The organism is Nocardiopsis oceani, from assembly GCF_054777395.1.
This window is the reverse complement of record NZ_BAAHAR010000005.1, coordinates 1-18827: the sequence shown is the minus strand read 5'-3', so window position 1 is coordinate 18827 and position 18827 is coordinate 1. Positions and strand designations below refer to the sequence as shown.

Annotated in this window: 17 protein-coding genes; 14 read left to right on the top strand and 3 right to left on the bottom strand. The window is 69.8% G+C overall.

The window, feature by feature from the left end:
- The first annotated feature begins 1 nt into the window (after position 1).
- The 13 genes from argF to ACYVDG_RS03740 all read left to right on the top strand — a co-directional run bounded on the left by argF (position 2) and on the right by ACYVDG_RS03740 (position 14211).
- Positions 2–946: an ornithine carbamoyltransferase gene (gene argF, locus ACYVDG_RS03800; protein ID WP_460746860.1), complete on the top strand. Its 945-nt coding sequence runs from the start codon at positions 2–4 to the stop codon at positions 944–946.
- The gene (locus ACYVDG_RS03795; protein ID WP_460746859.1) at positions 946–1479 is read left to right on the top strand and encodes an arginine repressor; all 534 of its coding nucleotides are present in this window, start codon (positions 946–948) and stop codon (positions 1477–1479) included. The genes argF and ACYVDG_RS03795 overlap by 1 nt, the downstream gene beginning before the upstream one ends.
- A gap of 83 nt (positions 1480–1562) precedes the next feature.
- A complete protein-coding gene (gene argH / locus ACYVDG_RS03790) occupies positions 1563–2981 on the top strand; it encodes an argininosuccinate lyase (RefSeq protein WP_460746858.1) in 1419 nt (472 codons plus the stop codon).
- 331 nt (positions 2982–3312) lie between these two features.
- On the top strand, positions 3313–5859 hold the full coding sequence (locus tag ACYVDG_RS03785) for a sensor histidine kinase (protein WP_460746857.1): 2547 nt from the start codon (positions 3313–3315) through the stop codon (positions 5857–5859).
- 1 nt (position 5860) lies between these two features.
- On the top strand, positions 5861–6295 hold the full coding sequence (locus ACYVDG_RS03780) for a roadblock/LC7 domain-containing protein (RefSeq protein ID WP_460746856.1): 435 nt from the start codon (positions 5861–5863) through the stop codon (positions 6293–6295).
- Positions 6292–6801: a DUF742 domain-containing protein gene (locus ACYVDG_RS03775; RefSeq protein WP_460746855.1), complete on the top strand. Its 510-nt coding sequence runs from the start codon at positions 6292–6294 to the stop codon at positions 6799–6801. The genes ACYVDG_RS03780 and ACYVDG_RS03775 overlap by 4 nt, the downstream gene beginning before the upstream one ends.
- A complete protein-coding gene (locus tag ACYVDG_RS03770; protein ID WP_460746854.1) occupies positions 6782–7384 on the top strand; it encodes a GTP-binding protein in 603 nt (200 codons plus the stop codon). Before ACYVDG_RS03775 ends, ACYVDG_RS03770 begins: the two co-directional genes overlap by 20 nt.
- Positions 7385–7532: 148 nt before the next feature.
- Complete coding sequence (locus ACYVDG_RS03765) at positions 7533–8450, top strand: sirohydrochlorin chelatase (RefSeq protein ID WP_460746853.1); 918 nt, start codon at positions 7533–7535, stop codon at positions 8448–8450.
- Positions 8451–8716: 266 nt separating this feature from the next.
- The gene (locus tag ACYVDG_RS03760) at positions 8717–11101 is read left to right on the top strand and encodes a sensor histidine kinase (protein WP_460746852.1); all 2385 of its coding nucleotides are present in this window, start codon (positions 8717–8719) and stop codon (positions 11099–11101) included.
- The gene (locus ACYVDG_RS03755) at positions 11091–11543 is read left to right on the top strand and encodes a DUF742 domain-containing protein (RefSeq protein ID WP_460746851.1); all 453 of its coding nucleotides are present in this window, start codon (positions 11091–11093) and stop codon (positions 11541–11543) included. The genes ACYVDG_RS03760 and ACYVDG_RS03755 overlap by 11 nt, the downstream gene beginning before the upstream one ends.
- 49 nt (positions 11544–11592) lie before the next feature.
- Positions 11593–12810 carry an L-2-hydroxyglutarate oxidase gene (gene lhgO, locus ACYVDG_RS03750; protein WP_460746850.1) on the top strand — a complete coding sequence of 406 codons (1218 nt, stop codon included), beginning with the start codon at positions 11593–11595 and terminating at the stop codon, positions 12808–12810.
- Positions 12811–12988: 178 nt separating this feature from the next.
- The gene (locus ACYVDG_RS03745; protein WP_460746849.1) at positions 12989–13534 is read left to right on the top strand and encodes a hypothetical protein; all 546 of its coding nucleotides are present in this window, start codon (positions 12989–12991) and stop codon (positions 13532–13534) included.
- A 170-nt stretch (positions 13535–13704) separates the two neighbouring features.
- Entirely contained in the window at positions 13705–14211 is a 507-nt protein-coding gene (locus ACYVDG_RS03740) for a hypothetical protein (RefSeq protein WP_460746848.1), read from the top strand.
- A gap of 105 nt (positions 14212–14316) precedes the next feature.
- Here ACYVDG_RS03740 and ACYVDG_RS03735 read toward each other — a convergent pair whose 3' ends face one another.
- The 3 genes from ACYVDG_RS03735 to ACYVDG_RS03725 form a co-directional block, all read right to left on the bottom strand.
- Positions 14317–15033 (bottom strand): HNH endonuclease family protein, encoded by a 717-nt coding sequence (locus ACYVDG_RS03735; protein ID WP_460746847.1) that lies wholly within the window; start codon positions 15031–15033, stop codon positions 14317–14319.
- Positions 15034–15188: 155 nt separating this feature from the next.
- Entirely contained in the window at positions 15189–15770 is a 582-nt protein-coding gene (locus ACYVDG_RS03730) for a TetR/AcrR family transcriptional regulator (RefSeq protein WP_460746846.1), read from the bottom strand.
- Positions 15763–16581: an alpha/beta fold hydrolase gene (locus tag ACYVDG_RS03725; protein WP_460746845.1), complete on the bottom strand. Its 819-nt coding sequence runs from the start codon at positions 16579–16581 to the stop codon at positions 15763–15765. Before ACYVDG_RS03725 ends, ACYVDG_RS03730 begins: the two co-directional genes overlap by 8 nt.
- Before the next feature lie 257 nt (positions 16582–16838).
- Between ACYVDG_RS03725 and tyrS the strand changes: the two genes are divergently transcribed.
- Positions 16839–18137 (top strand): tyrosine--tRNA ligase, encoded by a 1299-nt coding sequence (gene tyrS, locus ACYVDG_RS03720; protein ID WP_460746844.1) that lies wholly within the window; start codon positions 16839–16841, stop codon positions 18135–18137.
- Positions 18138–18827: the final 690 nt, after the last annotated feature.

The window sequence follows — 18827 nt, the reverse complement described above, 5'->3', positions numbered from 1 at the left end:
CATGGCCCGCCACTTCCTGCGAGACGACGACCTCACACCGGAGGAGCAGGCCCGCGTCCTCGACCTGGCCGACGAGATGAAGCGGGACCGCTTCGGGTTCCGCCCGCTGTCCGGGCCGCGCTCCGTAGCGCTCATGTTCGACAAGCCCTCGACCCGGACCCGCCTGTCCTTCTCCGTCGGCATCGCCGATCTGGGCGGCAACCCCCTCGTCCTGGACAGCGGAACCACCCAGATGGGACGGGGCGAGCCCTTGGAGGACACCGCGCGGGTTCTGGAACGCCAGGTCGGCGCGGTGGTCTGGCGCACCTTCGCCCAGGCCGACATGGAGAATCTGGCCCGGCACATCGCCGTTCCGGTGGTCAACGCCCTCACCGACGAGTTCCACCCGTGCCAGGTCCTCGCCGACCTCCAGACGGTCCGCGAGTACAAGGGCACACTGGCCGGGCTCACCCTCGCCTACCTAGGCGACGGAGCCAACAACATGGCCCACTCCTACCTGCTGGGCGGCGCCACCGCCGGGATGCACGTGCGGATCGGCGCCCCGGAGGGCTACCACCCCGACCCCGTCGTCCTCACCCGCGCCGCCGAGATCGCGGCGGACACCGGTGGATCGGTCACCGTCACCACGAACCCCCGCGAGGCCGTCGAAGGCGCCGACGCGGTGGCCACCGACGCGTGGGTCTCCATGGGACAGGAGGCGGAGAAGGCGGACCGTGAGGCGCCCTTCCGCGCCTACGCCGTCGACGAGGAGCTCATGACCGCGGCCGCCCCCGAGGCGCTCGTCCTGCACTGCCTGCCCGCCTACCGCGGCAAGGAGATCACCGCCGGGGTCATCGACGGCCCCCAGAGCGTGGTCTGGGACGAAGCCGAGAACCGCCGCCACGCGCAGAAGGCACTCCTGGCCTTCCTCCTCGACTGCAGCGACACCCCCCAGGCTGACGCGTGATGACCAACGACCACAGCGGCACGACGGTGCCGATGACCAAGGCCGCAAGACACGCGCGCATCACCGATGTCCTCACCCGTGAGGACGTCCGGTCGCAAGGAGAACTGGCCAGGCGTCTTTCGGAGGCGGGTGTCCAGGTTACCCAGGCCACCCTGTCCAGGGACCTGGACGAACTGGGCGCGGTCAAACTGCGCACGGCCGACGGTTATCTGGCCTACGTGCTGCCGGGGGAGGGCGGCGAACGCCTGCAGCGCACCCGCCCCGACAGCCTCGGCCTCGAACAGGTCTCGGGCGCCCGGCTCACCCGGTTGGCGGAGGACCTGCTCGTCTCAGCCGAGGCCTCCGCCAACATGATCATCGTCCGCACCCCGCCGGGCGCGGCCCAGTATCTCGCCTCGGCCATCGACCACACCGACTTCCACGCCATCTTGGGGACCATCGCCGGGGACGACACCATCTTGGTGATCTCACGCGACCCTGCGGGCGGCGAGGAGCTGGCCGCCGCCCTTCTGCGGTTGGCCGACCGCCGCTAGGACGGCCCCCGGTAGGACGGCCCCCGGTAGGACGGCCCGAACGGGACCCGTACCCCGTACACCTGAACGTTAAGGAGACCACGATGGCCGACCAGCCCGAGGCCCTGCGCCTGTGGGGCGGCCGCTTCGAAGGCGGCCCGGACCAGGCCCTGGCCCGCCTGTCACTGAGCACCCACTTCGACTGGCGCCTCGCCCGCCACGACATCGCGGGCTCGCGCGCCCACGCCCGCGCCCTGCACCGCGCCGGGCTGCTCAGCGCGGACGAGCTCGACCGGATGCTCGAAGGGCTCGACCGGTTGGAGGCCGACGTGGCCTCGGGGGACTTCACCCCCGTCCTGGAAGACGAGGACGTGCACACCGCGCTGGAGCGCGGCTTCCTCGAGCGGGTCGGCTCCGAGCTCGGCGGGCGGCTGCGCGCCGGACGCTCACGCAACGACCAGATCGCCACCCTGGTGAGGATGTACCTGCGGGAGGAGGCCCGGTCCATCGCCGACCAGCTCCTCGACCTCGTGCGCGCCCTCGCCGACCAGGCCGGCACCCACCCCGGCGCAGCGATGCCGGGCCGCACCCACCTGCAGCACGCCCAGCCGGTCCTGCTCGCCCACCAGCTGATGGCGCACGCGTGGCCCCTGCTCCGCGACGTAGAGCGGCTCCGCGACTGGGACCGCCGCGCCGCGGTGTCCCCCTACGGCTCCGGGGCCCTGGCCGGATCCTCCCTGGGCCTGGACCCTGAGGCGGTCGCCGCCGAGCTCGGCTTCCCGGCTTCCTCGGAGAACTCCATCGACGGCACCGCCGCGCGTGACGTCGTCGCAGAGTTCTCCTTCGTGACCGCCATGATCGGCGTGGACCTGTCCCGCCTGTCCGAGGAGATCATCGTGTGGGCGACGAAGGAGTTCTCCTTCATCACCCTCGACGACGCCTTCTCCACCGGCTCGTCGATCATGCCGCAGAAGAAGAACCCCGACGTCGCTGAACTCGCCCGAGGCAAGTCGGGCCGCCTGATCGGCGACCTCACCGGTCTGCTCACGACCCTGAAGGGGCTCCCGCTGGCCTACAACCGGGACCTCCAGGAGGACAAGGAGCCGGTCTTCGACGCCGTGGACAGCCTGCACTTGCTGCTGCCCGCCATGACCGGCATGGTCGCCACCCTGACCTTCCACACCGACCGCATGGCCGAACTGGCCCCGCAGGGCTTCTCCTTGGCCACCGACATCGCCGAGTGGCTGGTCCGTGAGCGCGTGCCGTTCCGGGAGGCCCACGAGATCGCCGGCTCCTGTGTGCGGGTGTGCGAGGAGCGGGGCATCGACCTGCCCGACCTGACTGACGCCGACTTCGCGGAGATCTCCGAGCACCTCACCCCGGGGGTCCGCGAGGTCCTCACCGTGCCGGGGTCACTGGCTTCCCGTGCGGGCAAGGGCGGAACCGCTCCCGTCCAGGTCAGCGACCAGCTCGCCCGGCTCCGCTCCGATGTCGAGGAGCACCGCAAGGCCTTCGTGCCCTAGGGATCCCGTACCCCAAGACCAGGGCACGGAGCAACGGGGGTGCTCCGGAACGCAGCGCCGGTCCGATCCGCATCCGGGCGCGCGCCACACTGTGGCGCGCGCCCGGATGCGTTGGGGCGGGCTCTTTACACGAACGGGTTGGCCGAGGCAGGCCGCTTCCAGCAAGCATTATGGAATTCCCCTCTCACGCCCTCGGAGAGTGCGATAGCGTCCTGGGACTGCGGGCACCACACGTGTTTCCCTCTGTGCGCAAAGTGATGAAGCGTGTGGGGAAACCGGCGCGCACAACGCGTGGCGTCCGGTGCCCGCGCAGAGTCCGGGGAGGGGCGCAGTGGGGCAGCCAGGGGGCGCGGAACGCGGGATCAGGACGCAGCTCAATCGGATGGTGCTGATCCCGAGCGTCACCTTCCTCGTGCTCTTCGTCGTCCTCAGCGCCACCACCCTCGCCCAGGCCGTCTCCTTGCGCTCGTCGGTCACCGACGGACGGGCCGGGGTCGAACTCGCCGAAGCCGTCACCCAACTCCAGGACGAGCGCCGACTCAGCGTCGAGTACCTGGGTGACCCCGGCGGGGCCACCCGCCAAGCGTTCGTCGACGTCGCAGACCGCACCGACGGGGCGCTCGCCCAGGTCCATGACTCATGGGACACCCTCGAGGGCTCCACGCAGACACAGGAGCGCCTCGCAGAGGAGTTCCACGAGTCGCTCGCGGCGGTCGAGAGCATGCGCGCGGACACTCTCGCCGACCCCGGTACGGGCGGAGCCGACGAGTTCGGTGCGGTGTTGGAGACCTACACCGTCGCCATTCACCAAGGCATCCGGCTCTACACGGAAACGGTCAAGGGCCTCGACGACGGTCCGGCCTCCGACGAGGCCAGGGCGGCCACCGATCTGATGTGGGCCCAGGAGAGCTTCGGCAACGCCGACGCAGTCATCACCTCGGTCCTCTCCGAAGACGAGCTCACCCTGGCCCAGCAATCCGAGGTCGCGACCCTGAGGGGTGACGCACGCAGCCGACTCGATACCGGGGTCCCGGTCGACGACGGAGCCGCCGAAGGGGACCTGTCAACGGCGGAGCGGCTGATCCGGAGCGAGCCCTGGGTGGAGGCCATGGAGATCGTCGACACCGTCGTCCGCCACGAGGCCGCCGTCGACGTCGATCCCTTCACCAACGAACAGACCCGCGATGCCGCGCCCCCGTCCGGCCTGGACGGTTGGCGTGCGGCGGCGGACGAGGTCAACGCCGCTCTGGTCGAGGCCGGGTCCGCCCGGGTGGACGCGGTGGTCGAATCGACGGAGGCGGCCAGTTCCTGGATGTTCTCCCTCGCTGTGGGGGGAGGGATCACGTCCATGTTCGCGGGCACCGTCGCCTACGGGATCGCCGCTCGGTCCGCGGCCCGCCTCACCTATCGCCTGGCCAGGCTCAAGGCCCAGACACTCGGGATCGCCCGCAGCGACCTGCCCAGGATCGTGCGCCGCTTGGAGGCGGGCGAGAGCGTCGACCTGGACACCGAGATGAAGCAGCTCGACCACGGCACCGACGAGATCGGCCAGGTGGCCGACGCCTTCGACACCGCCCAGCGCACCGCGGTCAGCGCCGCCGTGAAACAGGCCGATATCCGGTCCGGGGTCAGCAGGGTCTTCCTCGCCATCGCGCACCGCAACCAGTCGCTCGTGCAGCGACAGCTCCAGCTCCTGGACCGGGTGGAGCGTGAGGAAGAGGACCCGGACCTGTTGGAGAGCCTCTTCCAGCTCGACCACCTGGCCACGCGCGGCCGCCGCCACGCCGAGAACCTCATCATCCTGGGCGGGGCCCAACCCGGCCGCCGCTGGCGCCACCCCGTCCCGCTCGTCGACATCCTTCGGGGCGCCATCTCCGAGACCGACGAGTACGCGCGGGTCGAACTCGTCACCGTCCCGGACCTGTCGCTTTCCGGCGCGGTCGTCGCGGACGTCATCCACATGCTCGCGGAGCTGGTCGAGAACGCCACCGCCTACTCCCCGCCGCACACCGACGTCACCATCGCAACGGAGAACGTCCCCAAGGGCGTGGCGATCGAGATCGAGGACCGCGGCCTCGGCATGACGGAGGAGGACCTCGTCAACTCGAACGGCACGCTCAGTGACGCACCCGAGTTCGACGTCATGACCCCCGGTACCGACGGGCGCCTCGGACTGTTCGTCGTGGCCAGGCTCGCGCAGAAACACGACATCCGGGTGCAGCTGCGGCCGTCTCCCTACGGGGGCACCCGAGCTGTTGTGCTCATCCCCGGAACACTGGTCGCCTCCTCCGCCGGCACCGGTGCCGACTGGCCCAGGACAGCCGCGCTCGCACGGATGGAGGAGGGAGGCCAGGGGACGGTACGCACCGCCGCCGACCGGGGCGACCAGGCCGACCTGCTCTCCGCGGAAGCGGGACACCGGCAGACCCGCCCGGTACTGCGCTCGGTCCCGGAACACACCGAAGGTGGCGTAGGGACGGAGGAACTCGCGCGGGAGAACCCGGTGCTCCGGCAGGTGCCGGACCTGTACCCCGAGTCGCCGGAACCGGTGCGGGGGAGCGGGCCGCAACCCTTGCCCAAGCGGGTGGTCGGTGCCGGTCGGGTGGGTGTCGGACCGGGCCGGGCGGGACTGCCCAGACGGAACAGGCAGGCCCACCTCGCACCGCAGCTCCGCGACGATCCCGTTTCCGTCCCGGCCGCTGAGGAACCGGATCCGACACCGCAGCGGAGTCCGGAGCAGGCGCGCCGGATGATGGACGCCTTCAGCGCGGGGACACGGCGGGGTCGAGCCGAGGAACTCGAACACCACGGCCCCGGCCACAGCAGTGATGACCAGGTCGGTGCGGGAGCCGACGACCACACGGGAGAGAGCGACTGAGATGGTGGGCAAGAGTAAGGCTGCGGACAACCTCGACTGGCTCCTCGACGACCTGGTCGACCGCGTCGTCGGCGCCGACCACGCGATCGTGCTGTCGGCCGACGGGCTGCTGCTCGGGCGCTCCCGAGGGCTGCAACCGGAGGACGCGGAGCACCTTTCGGCGCTGGCGTCTGCGTTCCAGAGCCTGTCCCGGGGGACCGGACGGCACTTCGGCGGCGGTGACGTGCGCCAGACCGTCGTGGAGATGGAGCACTCATACCTGTTCGTCACCGCCGCGGGCGCGGGTGCCTGCCTGGCGGTCCTGGCGACCGAAGACGCCGATGTGGGCCTGGTGGCCTACGAGATGAACCTGAGGGTCAAGCGGGTGGGCCAGTTCCTCACCGCCGCGCCCCGGCTGCCGGGCGAACTCACGCCCATGGGTGGTGGGGGTTCGTGAGTACGTCCGGTGACCGGGGCGGTGCCCCGCTGTCGAGCGCGGCGGCCGCCGCGGGGGAGCCGGGCGGATGTTCCGCCACCCGCCGAGAGACCCAGACCTGGCGCAGGGGCGGGGGGCGCCCGACCTCTGAGGGGCCTTCAGCGGGGGTCAACCCCGGTGACGCGCCGGCCAGTCCCTTGGTCCGGCCCTACACGATGACCAAGGGCCGGACCAGGCCGACCACAGAAGCCCGCGGCCTGGACATGATCACGATCGTGATGGCAGCGCGGGACCGGAGAGAGTCCGCGCGCGGCCCCGAGCTCCAGGCGATCCTGGAGCTCTGTCGCAGGCCCATATCGGTCGCGGAGATCTCCGCCCGCCTGGACATGCCACTGACCGTGGTCAAAGTCCTCCTGGGCGACCTCGTGGCCGAGGGCGATGTGCGCACCCGGGCAGCGATGCCCGTGACCCAGCTTCCCGAGAAGAAAGTACTTCAGGCGGTACTCGATGGCATCCGCAGACTCTGAGACCCGGCCGGGAGCGCGGGAGACGATCCCCCAGGCCGTGAAGATCATCGTTGCCGGGGGTTTCGGCGCGGGCAAGACCACCATGGTGGGCTCCGTCAGCGAGATCACCCCCCTGAGCACTGAGGAGGTCATGACCGAAGCCAGTTACGGCGTTGACGACCTGGGCGGTGTGGAGAACAAGACCTCCACTACGGTCGCCCTGGATTTCGGTCGCATCACCATCAACGACGACATCTTGCTGTACCTGTTCGGCACACCCGGACAGGACCGCTTCTGGTTCATGTGGGACGAGCTGGCGGAGGGGGCGTTGGGGGCCGTGATCCTGGCCGACACCCGGCGCCTGGACACCTGCTTCCACGCGGTGGACTTCTTCGAGCGCCGCGGGCTCCCGTTCGTTGTCGCGGTGAACCGCTTCGACGGGTCCACCGACTACGAGGCGGAAGAGGTGCGCGAAGCCCTCGACATTCCTGCTGAGGTGCCCGTGCTGATGACGGACGCGCGAGAACGCGGGTCCGCGAAGGAGGTGCTCGTCCAGCTCGTCAGCCACGTGATCAACAGCCGCCGCCCGGCGCTGAGTGGTTGATGGAGCGGTACTACCCGTGGGAGCGCGGCGTCGGTCCGGTATACGTTCAGGAGAAACGCCCCTGAATGTGGCGTTGAACGCTACAATGTCGCGGCAGTGTCCACCGCTTTGACAGCGCACCCCATCCGCCACTCGTCTGAATCCTGGTATGCGAAACTCTGACCGACTTCCCCCACGCGAACTGCCCAAGCGGCGTTCCGGACGCCACCGCAACCCGCTGTCCTTCGACAACTGGTTCGGTACCCCCGCCCTGATCATGGCGGTCCCGGGCACGGCCGAACAGGCCAGGGACGCCGACGGTGAGTCGATCGGTTCCCGAATGGCCGACCTCGTCCGGGCCTACCGCCCCGAGGTCACCATCCGTTTCGGGCACACCGAGGGCCGGGAGCAGAGCCTCGTCGAGGCGCTGGCCGGTCTGGAACACTCCGATGACCGTCCACTCGCCGGGGTCGTGGTTCCCCTGGTCACGGCCCCGCACGCGGAGACCACCGCCGCGATCGAGGCAGCCATCGCCGAGTCCGGCGCCGACGTCCGCGTCACCGAGGGCCTGGGCCCGCACCCGATGCTCGCCGAGGTGCTGCACCTGCGCCTGGCCGAGGCCGGGCTCGTTCGGGCTGATCGTATGCGGCTGATCAGCGTCACCGCCCGCAACACCACCATGGCCGACGGCGTGATCGTCGGCGCCGTCGGTGGGGAGGGCGCTGTGGGGGCCGCGGGTGTGACCGCGGTCCTGCTCGCCGCTCGTCTCGGCCTGACCGTGCTTCCTGCGGACCTGGAGGACGAGGCCTCACTCGAGCAGGTCAGTGCCCAACTCCACCAGGGTGGTAGCCAGCGCCCCGTCATCGCGCCCAGCGCAGTAGGCCCGGAGCTGCCCGAGGAGGGCCTCTCCGCGCTCGCCGAGCGCTTCGGTGCCCAGGCGTGTGCACCGCTCGGCGCGGACAGCCTTCTGGGTAAGATCGCGGCGCTGCGCTACGCCGAGGTGCTGAACTCACTCGGGGTGGAGCAGCCGCCGACGGCTGAGGAGCTGCCCGCACCGGTGGGGTCCCGGCACCGCCCGGAGAGCTGACCCCGAGATCTGCTTCGCGGAAACCTCGTACAGGGCCGCCCGGACCTCCGGGTGGCCCTGAGGCGTTGAGTGGGGCTTGACCTGCGCCTTCGTCCCGCTTCCGCCCCCCTTAACACTGGGTTGGCCGGAGGTCTTGGCACGATGGATAACTATTCGTGATTATTTGACAACGCACGGCAATGATTTTTCGATAGCCTCGGCAGGACCGAAAGCAGCCGTGGCGCCACTCCCGGTAGCCTCGGCACCCGCTCGGGCCGGAGGGGGCCATGCGCAGAACCCACGCGTCCACCCGGACGATCCGCGGGCAGCTCACCCGCATAGTGCTCATCCCGAGTCTGTGCTTCCTCGCGCTCTGGCTCATCGTGGCCACGCTTGGCACAGCTCAGGCAGCACAACTCATGAGCGACGTCAACCAAGCCAGTGAGGGCACGGAGGTCCTCTCCCGGGCAGCGGCCGAACTCCGTGCGGAACGCCGCCTCTCACTGGTCCACCTCGGTGAACAGGACAGCGGCGGCTCCTCCACGGTGCTGGACGAACTGGCCGAGCAACGGGAGGGTACGGACGGCGCATTCGGCGGTGCGGTCGACCATGCCGCGCAGCTGAGCGAGGGCGGTGACGAAGAGGTGGGCCGGAGCGCCGCCGTCGTGGCCGAAGGCGAAGAGGAGCTGACGGCACTGCGGACGGCGGTCGACGACCGCACCGCGAACCGGGAGGAGGCCCTCGCCCGCTACGGGGACCTCCTGGAGTCCCTCCTCGACACCACTACGGCTCTTCTGCACACGACGGAAGGCGGCGAGAACCTCACCGACGCCGTCCTCACCCGACAGCTGCTGACCGCGCGCGAGGACTACGCGGCGGCGGACGCCCTGCTTGCCGGGGTCATCGCCACCGGTCGGATGACCTATGAGGAGACCGCGCACTTCACGTTCCTCACCGCTTCCTACCGGGGCACGCTGGACACCGCCAGCCACGCCATGCACCCGAGCGTGCAGGCCGAGTACGAGACCCTGACGGCGGAGGAGGAGTGGACCGCGGCCGAAGGCCTCAGCCGGAGCGTCGTCACTCGGCCACCGGTCGCGGAGGCCCCCGACGACGGCGGGGAGGAGGTCCTGAGCGAGTGGAACTCGACCATCGACGTCGAGGCGGCCGATTGGGACGCGTCCTCGTACCCCACTGCCCTTGCCTTGGACGGCCTCGCCGAGACCCAGGCCGAACGCGCCGTCGACCTCGCGTGGAGCGCTGCACTCCTGAGGGTCTCCCTCGGTGTCGCCGCCGCGGCCGTCACCCTGGTCGGCGGGGTGTTCGCCATCGCCCTCGTGAGCCGCTCGTCACGCCGCCTCACGGAGCGCCTCGACTGCCTGCGGGAGCAGATCCTGCACCGGGATGCGGACCTGCCCGACATCATCGACCGGGCGCAGAGGGGGACCAAGGTCGATGTCGTGGATGAGCTCCCGCCGCTCGACGAGGAGGGTGAGGACGAGATCGGGCAGGTCGCCGACGCCTTCGACAGCGCGCAGATCACCGCGGTGGAGGCCGCCGTCCGGCAGGCCGAGATCCGCCGCGGGGCCAACCGCGCCTTCCTCGGAATCGCCTTCCGCAACCAGACCCTCGTCCAGCGCCAGCTGCGCCTGCTCGACGAGATCGAGTACCGGGAACAGGACCCAGACGCGCTCCGACGGCTCTTCCGGCTGGATCACCTGGCCACGCGGGCGCGCCGTTACGCCGACAACCTCATCATCCTCGGCGGTGGCCAGTCCGTCCGACGTTGGCGCCAGCCCCGGCCCCTCGTGGACGTTCTGCGCGCGTCGATCGCGGAGACCGAGGACTTCGACCGGGTCCGGCTGACCTCCGCGCCCCGGGTGCTCATGCACGGCCAGGTCGTGGCCGACATCGTTCACCTGCTCGCGGAGCTCGTGGAGAACGCCACGCAGTTCTCACCCGCGGGCACCCCCGTCGACGTCGGCTGCGCGTCGGTCGCCGGCGGACTCTTGGTGGAGATCGAGGACCGGGGCCTCGGCATGTCCGAGCAGGGGTACGCGGCCGCTGAGCGCACGCTCACCCGTCCACCCGAATTCGACGTGATGGCTCTGCCGGACGACCCGCGCCTGGGTCTGTTCGTCGTGGCCCGGCTCGCCGAGCGCCACGGTGTCCGGGTGTGGCTCCACCCGTCTCCGTACGGCGGGACCCGGGCCACCGCCCTCATCCCGGACAGTCTCCTGGAACCCGTGGACAACCCGCTCGCGACCAGCGGCGCCCCCATCGGGGCCCCGCACTTCCCGGGAGCGCTGAGCCACGCGGGAACGTACGTTCCCTCAGGGCCGCAGAGCGTGGGGTCGCCCTCAGGCCCGCAGGGGCCGTACGGATGGCCGTGGCAGGGGGCGAACGGCCATCCCGGTCCCCACGGCGGCCCCGCCCCCGGGGCCGGAGCCGGATCCCAGACCGGCCCTCATCCTCAGGTCCATCCGCAGGACCAGTCCGGTCCCCAACCCCAGGCCCGGCCACAGCCTCAGAACCCGCCCCAGGACCAACCCCAGACCCGGTCACAACCCCAAGCGGGGCACTCCGGGGCGCAGGGGGCCGTCTCCCCTTGGCCCCGATCCGACACCACACCCTTCCCGACCCCGCCAAGAGGAGGACCCAGTGAGCGCTGAGGGCCGCCACGCCCGTCGCCTGGCGGGCTGTGGCGCGGCCGACCGTCCCGACGGGAACGGACCCAGACCCTCCGAGGAGGGAGAGGCCGCGGAGAACGAACGGTTCCTGCGCCCTTACGCCGTCGACGCCGGGAACGTTGAGCGGGCCGCGCCGCCCACCACCACGACCCTGGACATCGACCTGCTCACCCTCGTCGTGGCGGCCCGGACCCCCGGCCGTCACGAGTGGCTGCGGCCGGAGCGGGAGACCATCCTCCACTACGCCCTGAGGGCCCGGACCGTCGCAGAGCTGGCCGCCGAGGTCGGTCTGCCCACCGGCCAGGTCCGGATCATGGTCGCCGACATGGTCTCGGACGGATCACTCCAGCGCTGCGGTCCCTCCAGGCCCCTCGGCCGGGAGGACATCCTGCACGCGGTCCTCGTCGGCCTACGCTCCCTTTGAACCCGGCCCGCACACCTGCCGTGCGGAGCCGGATTGCTAGCGTTCTCCCATGCGCAGCACCGAACACATCGGCATCATCGGAGCGGGGATCGTCGGTCTGGCCCTGGCCCGCCACATCACCCTCCACCGCCCCGGCACCCGCGTCACCGTCATGGAGAAGGAGAAACGGGTCGCCGCGCACCAGACCGGCCACAACAGCGGAGTCGTCCACGCCGGGCTCTACTATCGGCCAGGGTCGCTCAAGGCCACGCTGTGCCGCCGAGGAGTAGGGCTGCTCAGGGACTACTGTGCCGAGAACTTCCTGCCCTACGAGGAAGCGGGCAAGCTCCTCGTCGCCGTGGACGGCGAAGACGAGGCGCGCCTGGACGACATCGAGCGCCGCGCCAAGGAGAACGGTGTTCCCGGCGTGACCCGTTTGGGTCCGGAGGGGATCCGGGAGGTCGAACCCCATGCGGCGGGGACCGCAGGTCTGCACTCGCCCACCACCGCCATCACCGATTTCGTCGCGGTCGCGGAGCAACTCGCTGACGACGTGCGCCGCTCCGGAGGCAGGGTTCTGCTCAACACCCCCGTCATCGACCTGCGCCAGAACCACGACTGCGCGGAGGTCCTGACCGGAGACCCCAAGGGGGAGCGGACCGTCCACCGCTTCGACCGCCTGATCCTCTGCGGCGGGCTACAGAGCGACCATCTCGCGGGATTGGCGGGAGGGCCCTCCGACCCCCGCGTCGTCCCCTTCCGCGGCCATTACCACGAGCTCGTCCCCGAACGCCGGGACCTGGTACACGGTCTCCTCTACCCGGTCCCCGACCCCCGCTATCCGTTCCTGGGCGTGCACCTGACGCGCCACATCGGCGGAGAGGTGATGGCCGGACCCAACGCCATCCTCGCCACCGCCCGCGAGGGGTACAGTGCCCGGGACGTGCGCCCTGCTGAACTCGCCCAGACCCTCGCCTGGCCCGGTTTCTGGCGACTGGCACGCAGGCACTGGTCCGTGGGAGCGAGGGAGACCCTGGTGTCGGCCTCCCGGGCGGTGTTCGCCGGCCAGGCCCGCCGCCTGCTTCCCGAGATCACCGCGGCCGACCTGCGCCCAGCACCGGCCGGTGTACGCGCTCAGGCACTGGCCCGCGACGGCTCCCTGCTGGACGACTTCCATGTGGACACCCACGGCCGCGTGGTGTGCGTGCGCAACGCCCCCTCACCCGCGGCCACCTCTTCCCTGGCCATCGCCGAGTTCCTGTACGACCGGTTCGTCGACGGGTACTGACTCCCGGTGTGTCGGAACGGGGTTGTGAGCTGTTCGGGGTTCCTTCAGCAACCATCCACCCCGGTCAACACACAGCACGACGACCGCAGGCCGCCGTTGAAGAGCCAGGAACTCGGACCGGTTCGCGCCGGGGGCCGGGGCCGAGCAGCGGTTGCGCTCGCACTGCGGAGCCGCCCGGGTGAGCTTCAACTGGGCACGCAACCACGTCCTGGCCAACTGGGACCAGCGCGCGGCCGAGGCCTCCTACGGGATTCCTGATTCTGAGCGCACCCCGTGGCGGTCTTGGTCGCTGCCCAGCCTGTGGCGGGCGTTCAACGCCACCAAGAGGGGTGATCCCCGGTTCGCCTCCTGGTGGGCGGACAACTCCAAGGAGGCCTACAACACCGGCCTAGCAGGCGCCGCCGCTGCCTTTGACTGCTACTCCGCCTCCAAACGCGGCGATCGCAGAGGTCCGAAGGTGGGGGTGCCGCGGCCCAAGTCCAAGCACCGGGCCCCGCTCTCCTGCCGCTTCACCACCGGCACCATCCGGTGCGAGGACTCCCGGCGCCACGTGAGGCTGCTGGTGGTGGGGCGGGTGCGCACCCATGAGTCCACCCGCAAACTCCACCGCCGCCTGGCCAATGGGACCGCGCGGGGCGTGCGGGGCGGGCCGGTGGCGCAAGGCCGCGTAAGCGGACAGAAGCTCCGGCACCGTCGTCAGGACACCCAACCCCGGTTGTGGTGACACCGTCACGGACCTTGCGTGCAGAAACGCACGGGATGCCGATGGTTGCTTAAGACATCAGCAACGGTTATCCACAGGTTCAGGGACACCCTGGTGCTGGTCACCGTCCCGGCCGACCATGGAAAAACCGGCGGTCCGGGAGGGTCCCGCGGTCCCCGGTGGAGGTGACCATGTCCCTGACCAGGTGCGTCTCGGTGGCCCTCGCCACCATGCTCGCGCTCGTTCTCACGGCGGCCGCGCCCGCTGCCGACCCACGAGGAGGACCCTTGGACGGATTCACGATCGGCCATCTGCCCGCACCGGTCGACGAGGAGACCTCGGTCTCGGACTTCCCCTACGAATGGGAGGACGTCTCCTTCACCTCCCGGATGTGGGAACAGGCCAAGGAGGGCGGGGGTTTCCAGGTGGTGCTCCAGGTCCTGGTGCTGCGCGGGGAGAAGCTCACCGACCTGGCGGCGGTCCGTGCCTTCCTCGCCCATTACCACGAGAACGACCCGGCCACCTGGGACCTCGCGGAATTCGACAACAACGGCACCGTCGGCCTGTACGGCGCGTCCGAGGCCTTCTGGAGTGCGGGGGGAAGGGTCGCGGTCGAGGTCCGCGACCCCTCCGGCCTCCTTGGAAAGGAGGAAATCCTCGCCACGGCACGGGGCATCGGCACGGAGGACGCGCCCTAGCCTAGGCACGTGCCCCGGACGCACGCCCCGGATACGCGTGTCCGTATTGGCGGGGGCTGCCGACCGCGGCCTTCGGTCAGCAGCCCCCTCGGGGGACTCAGGGACTCAGCAGCCCTCGAGAACCTCGTGCAGGGCGGTTTCCTCGTCCGGGTCGACACTTAGGTCCCACTCGTGCTTGACCTCGATCCAGGAGACCACGTAGTCGCAGTGCGCGGACTCCTGCGGGGGGAGCCAGTCGGCGGGGTCGGAGTCGCCCTTGGCGCGGTTGGAAGTGGCGCTCACGGCCCACAGCTGGGTGGATTCGAGATCGTTGGCGAACTGCTGGCGCCGCTCGGTCGGCCACTCGTGGGCCCCCGACCGCCAGGCCTCCTTGAGCGCCACCATGTGGTCGATGTCGATGTCCTGTGCGTCCGTCAGGGTCTCCCCGTCGTACGGGCTGTACCAGGAACCGGACACCGGCTGGCAGTTGTCGTCGGTCTCCACGTCCTCGCCGTCGCGGAGCAGGACGACCTGCCGGGTGGTGCAGTTGTCCTCGACCCCGGAGTCCCAGTGCGGGAAGAGCGCCCGGTCGTACCCGGGCGGGTCCTCCTCGTCCTCGACCCGGAGTTCCGCCAGCTGTTGTCCTGCATGCTCCACATCGTCGGAGGAGGCGGCACCGGGGGAGCTCTGCGGCTCAGCGCCGGGGGTTCCGGTCTCCAGGTCGAGCAGGCCGAGCTGCTGGAGTACGACGGCGGCGATCACCAGGGCGCCGATCACCGTGCCGATGATCGCCGCGGGCCCTGACTTGGACTTGCCACGCTTCGCGGAGGATCTCTTGGCCATCGGGGGACTCCCACACTGTCTCGCTTCCCGGGACGGGCGGGTCGACCGTCCCGACCCTCAAGCCTGGCCCATCAGGCAGCCCACCCGGAACGGTGGGTTGCGGACCCGCTGCTCCGGACGCCTGAGCACTGCGGCGCCTGCGGTCCGCCGAGGTGTCAGTCTGCCGGCTCCCGCAGCTGCCCGTTCTCCAGTGCCCGGACGAACCCCTCGACCAGGACGGTGTAACTCTCGTCGATGTCCTCAGGCATCCTGAACCCGCCCTGTGCCTCGAGGTCGACGAAACCGTGCACGGCGCTGCGCAGCGCCCGGATCGTGTGGACCAGCTGCTCCTCGGGGATCCCGAAGCCGCGCAGGACCGCCGCGATCACCTCGACGGGCTTGGCGAAGGTCGCGTACGCCTCGGGGTCCGACGGTGCGGGTCCCCGCTGGGTCGCCGCGTAGCGGCCCGGGTGTTCGTGCGCGTAGCTCCGGTAGGCCCTGAAGATCGCACGGACGGCGTCGGAACCGGACCGCCCCACCGCGGCACCCTGGATCCGGTCACCCAGTTCGGTCACGGCGAGGAGAGCTACCCCGCGCCGCAGCCCGGACAGCCCGTCGACGTGCTTGTACAGGCTCGGTGTCGCCACGCCGAACTTCTTGGCCAGCGCCGAGAGCGACAGTGCGTCGAATCCCTGTTCATCGCTGAGCACCGCGGCCTCGGCAACGACCAGCTGCGGAGTGAGGCCGACCCTAGGCACCGGCGTTCACCTTCTCGATGAGGTCGACGAGGGCGGGCACCGTGACGTCGGGCCGCTGCGACTGCGCGTAGTGACCGCAGTCGGGAACCATCACCACGCTGCCGCGTACCACGGAGGCAACCCAGTCGGCCTCGGCCCGGGGATCCTTCCAGTCCGGGTCCTGGTCACCCATGATCACCACGGCCTCGGCGGCAGGAGGCTCGGCCCCCTCGATCCACTCGATCGTCCTCTTCGGGCCGTTGATGGTCTCCCGGACCACCCGGTAGCGGTCGGCGGGGCGGAGCATGTGGCGGATGCGCGCCAACTGCTCGTCGTGTCCTTCGGGGGTCCGCCCGGCGTGGAGGCTGTCGTAGAAGCGGGTCAGCGCTCGCGGCGCCCAGGGGCGGGCGAGCAGAACCCTGAGCATGGCCCTCTTCGCCCAGCTGGTCTTGGGGACCCGCAGGAAGGGACCGAGGAGAGCGATCCCCGCAACCAGGTCGGGGCGGTCCAGGGCGGCGATGGTCACCGCGCCGGCCCCCATCGAGTTCCCGACCATGACGACCTGGCCCCCGCCCAGTTCCTCAGCCAGGGCGGTTGCGTCGGTGGCGGCGGCGAGGTCGGTGTGGTCGCTGAAAGTGATGTCGCTGTCGCCGTGTCCGCGCAGGTCCATGACGGCCACCCGGTGGCCGGCAGCGGCGAGGGCCTCTCCCACGAAACGGAAGGAGGCCCGGTGGTCGAACATGCCGGGAACGCAGATCACGAGCGTTCCGGAGTTTCCGCTCCCGTACAGGTCGTAGGCGATCCGTCCCTCGGGGCGTCGGAGGTGGTGCATGACAGTGCTCCCTCGTCCGTGGTTCTGGACTCCCTGGCTTATATCCATAGCTATAAAGCTAATGGCATTAGTCAAGCGGGTCAAGGGCGCAGGCAGGGCTTCGGACGAGAAGGTGGGGAACGCCGAATGACCTGCGGTGGTAGTCGGCCGATAGCGTGGTCGTGTGAGGGATATCCGGGTGACCCACCGGTGCACCCGACCTACACTGCTAGGCAGATCGGGCCGCAGGGCCCGCCTACACAACAGAGAGCTACACAGTGATCGACATCATCGACGAACTCCAGTGGCGCGGCCTCATCGCGCAGACGACCGACCTTGACGCACTCCGCAAGGCGCTGGCCGATGGTCCGATCACCCTCTATTGCGGGTTCGACCCGACGGCGGGCAGCCTCCACGTCGGCCACCTGACCCAGGCGCTCACCCTGGCCCGCTTCCAGCAGGCCGGGCACCGTCCGATCGCCCTCGTGGGCGGCGGCACGGGCCTCATCGGTGACCCGAAGCCCAACGCCGAGCGTCAGATGAACTCGGCGGAGACGGTGCAGGGCTGGGTCGGCAACCTGGCCGGGCAGCTCTCGTCCTTCCTGAGGTTCACCCCCGAAGGCGAGCAGGCCGGTCCCACCGACGCGATCCTCGCCAACAACGGGGACTGGCTGGGCGAGATCAACGCGATCGAGTTGCTCCGCGACGTGGGCAAGCACTTCAGCATCAACCAGATGCTGGCCCGCGAGACGGTCAAGAGCCGCCTCGACGGCGAGGGCATGAGCTACACCGAGTTCAGCTACGTGCTCCTCCAGTCCTACGACTACGTCGAGCTTTACCGGCGCCACGGCTGCACCCTGCAGATCGGTGGTTCCGACCAGTGGGGCAACATCACCGCTGGCCTGGACCTGGTCCGCCGGATCGACGGCAACGAACCGCACGGCCAGGCACACGGCCTGACCACGAACCTGCTGACCAAGGCCGACGGCACCAAGTTCGGAAAGACCGAGTCGGGAACCATCTGGCTCGACCCGGAGCAGACGTCGCCGTACGCCTTTTACCAGTTCTGGTTCAACGCCGACGACCGTGACGTCATCCGCTACCTCAAGGTGTTCAGCTTCCTGTCCCAGGACGAGATCGCCGACCTGGAGCGCCAGACCGAGGAGCGTCCGCAGGCCCGTGCCGCTCAGCGCGTACTGGCGGAGACGCTGACGACACTGGTCCACGGCGAGGAGGAGACCCGCAAGGTCAAGGCGGCCAGTCTGGCGCTGTTCGGTCGTGCAGACCTGGCCGAGCTGGACGCCCGCACCCTCGACGCGGCCCTGTCCGAGGTGCCCAAGGTCGAGGTCGAGGGCCCGGTCGAGGAACTGCTCGTCAGCGACCTGTTCGCCCAGAGCGGCCTGGCGCCGAGCAAGTCCGCGGCCCGCCGTGCCATCCAGGAGGGCGGCGCTTACGTGAACAACGTGAAGGTGACCGACGTGGAAGCCAAGCTCGCTGCCACGGACGTACTCCAGGGCCGCTTCGTCGTACTGCGCAAGGGCAAGCGCAATATCGGCGGCGCCGTCCTGAAGGGTTAGGGCGCCAGGGCTCCCAGCAGAGTTGAGCGGCTTAGGAGCGGGCCGTTCAGCGCTGGAAGGTTCCGGGTTGCGTGGCCGTGCCAACCAGAGCGTGGGCCGGTTTCCCACCGGGGAAGCCGGCCCACCCTGTGCCCGGGAACAGATCCGGACACCAAGTCCAGGTTTGGCTCCGTCATCATCGGGGCAAGATGCCCGATGTCTAACAAAAGCCGACGTAACCGAGCGAGCTTGGTGTGAAGCTCGCGCACGTCAGGGGCCTTGAGTAACCGCCCAAACCGGGGCGATCGAGGCCCGGATCGCCTGCAGGGCAACGGATCCGGGTCTTGATTTGACGTCCCCCTCCGGCATCCCTACACTCGAAAGAGTCGCTGCGGGACGGCGAGCGGATCCCCTGGGGGTCTGGCTCAGCACCGGGCCGCGATCACAGACACACTCTTTCTCCGCTGAGCCGAGATGGTTCGGGCACTGCCCGGAGCATGTAAGCTCGGAGAGTTGCTTCAGACGCCGGGCGGAAACGCAGGTCGAAAGAAGCGAAACGGGCTTTACCCCGATCTCGTTCTTCAAAACCGCCGATTTGGCGGGGTGCGGAACACCTGATAAAGTAAAGAACACAACAAGCGGAAACGCAGACGCCTTCCACGGAAGAGCAGCCAGGGCGAGAGTCCGGGCGCTTGTACGGGAAGAGTGATT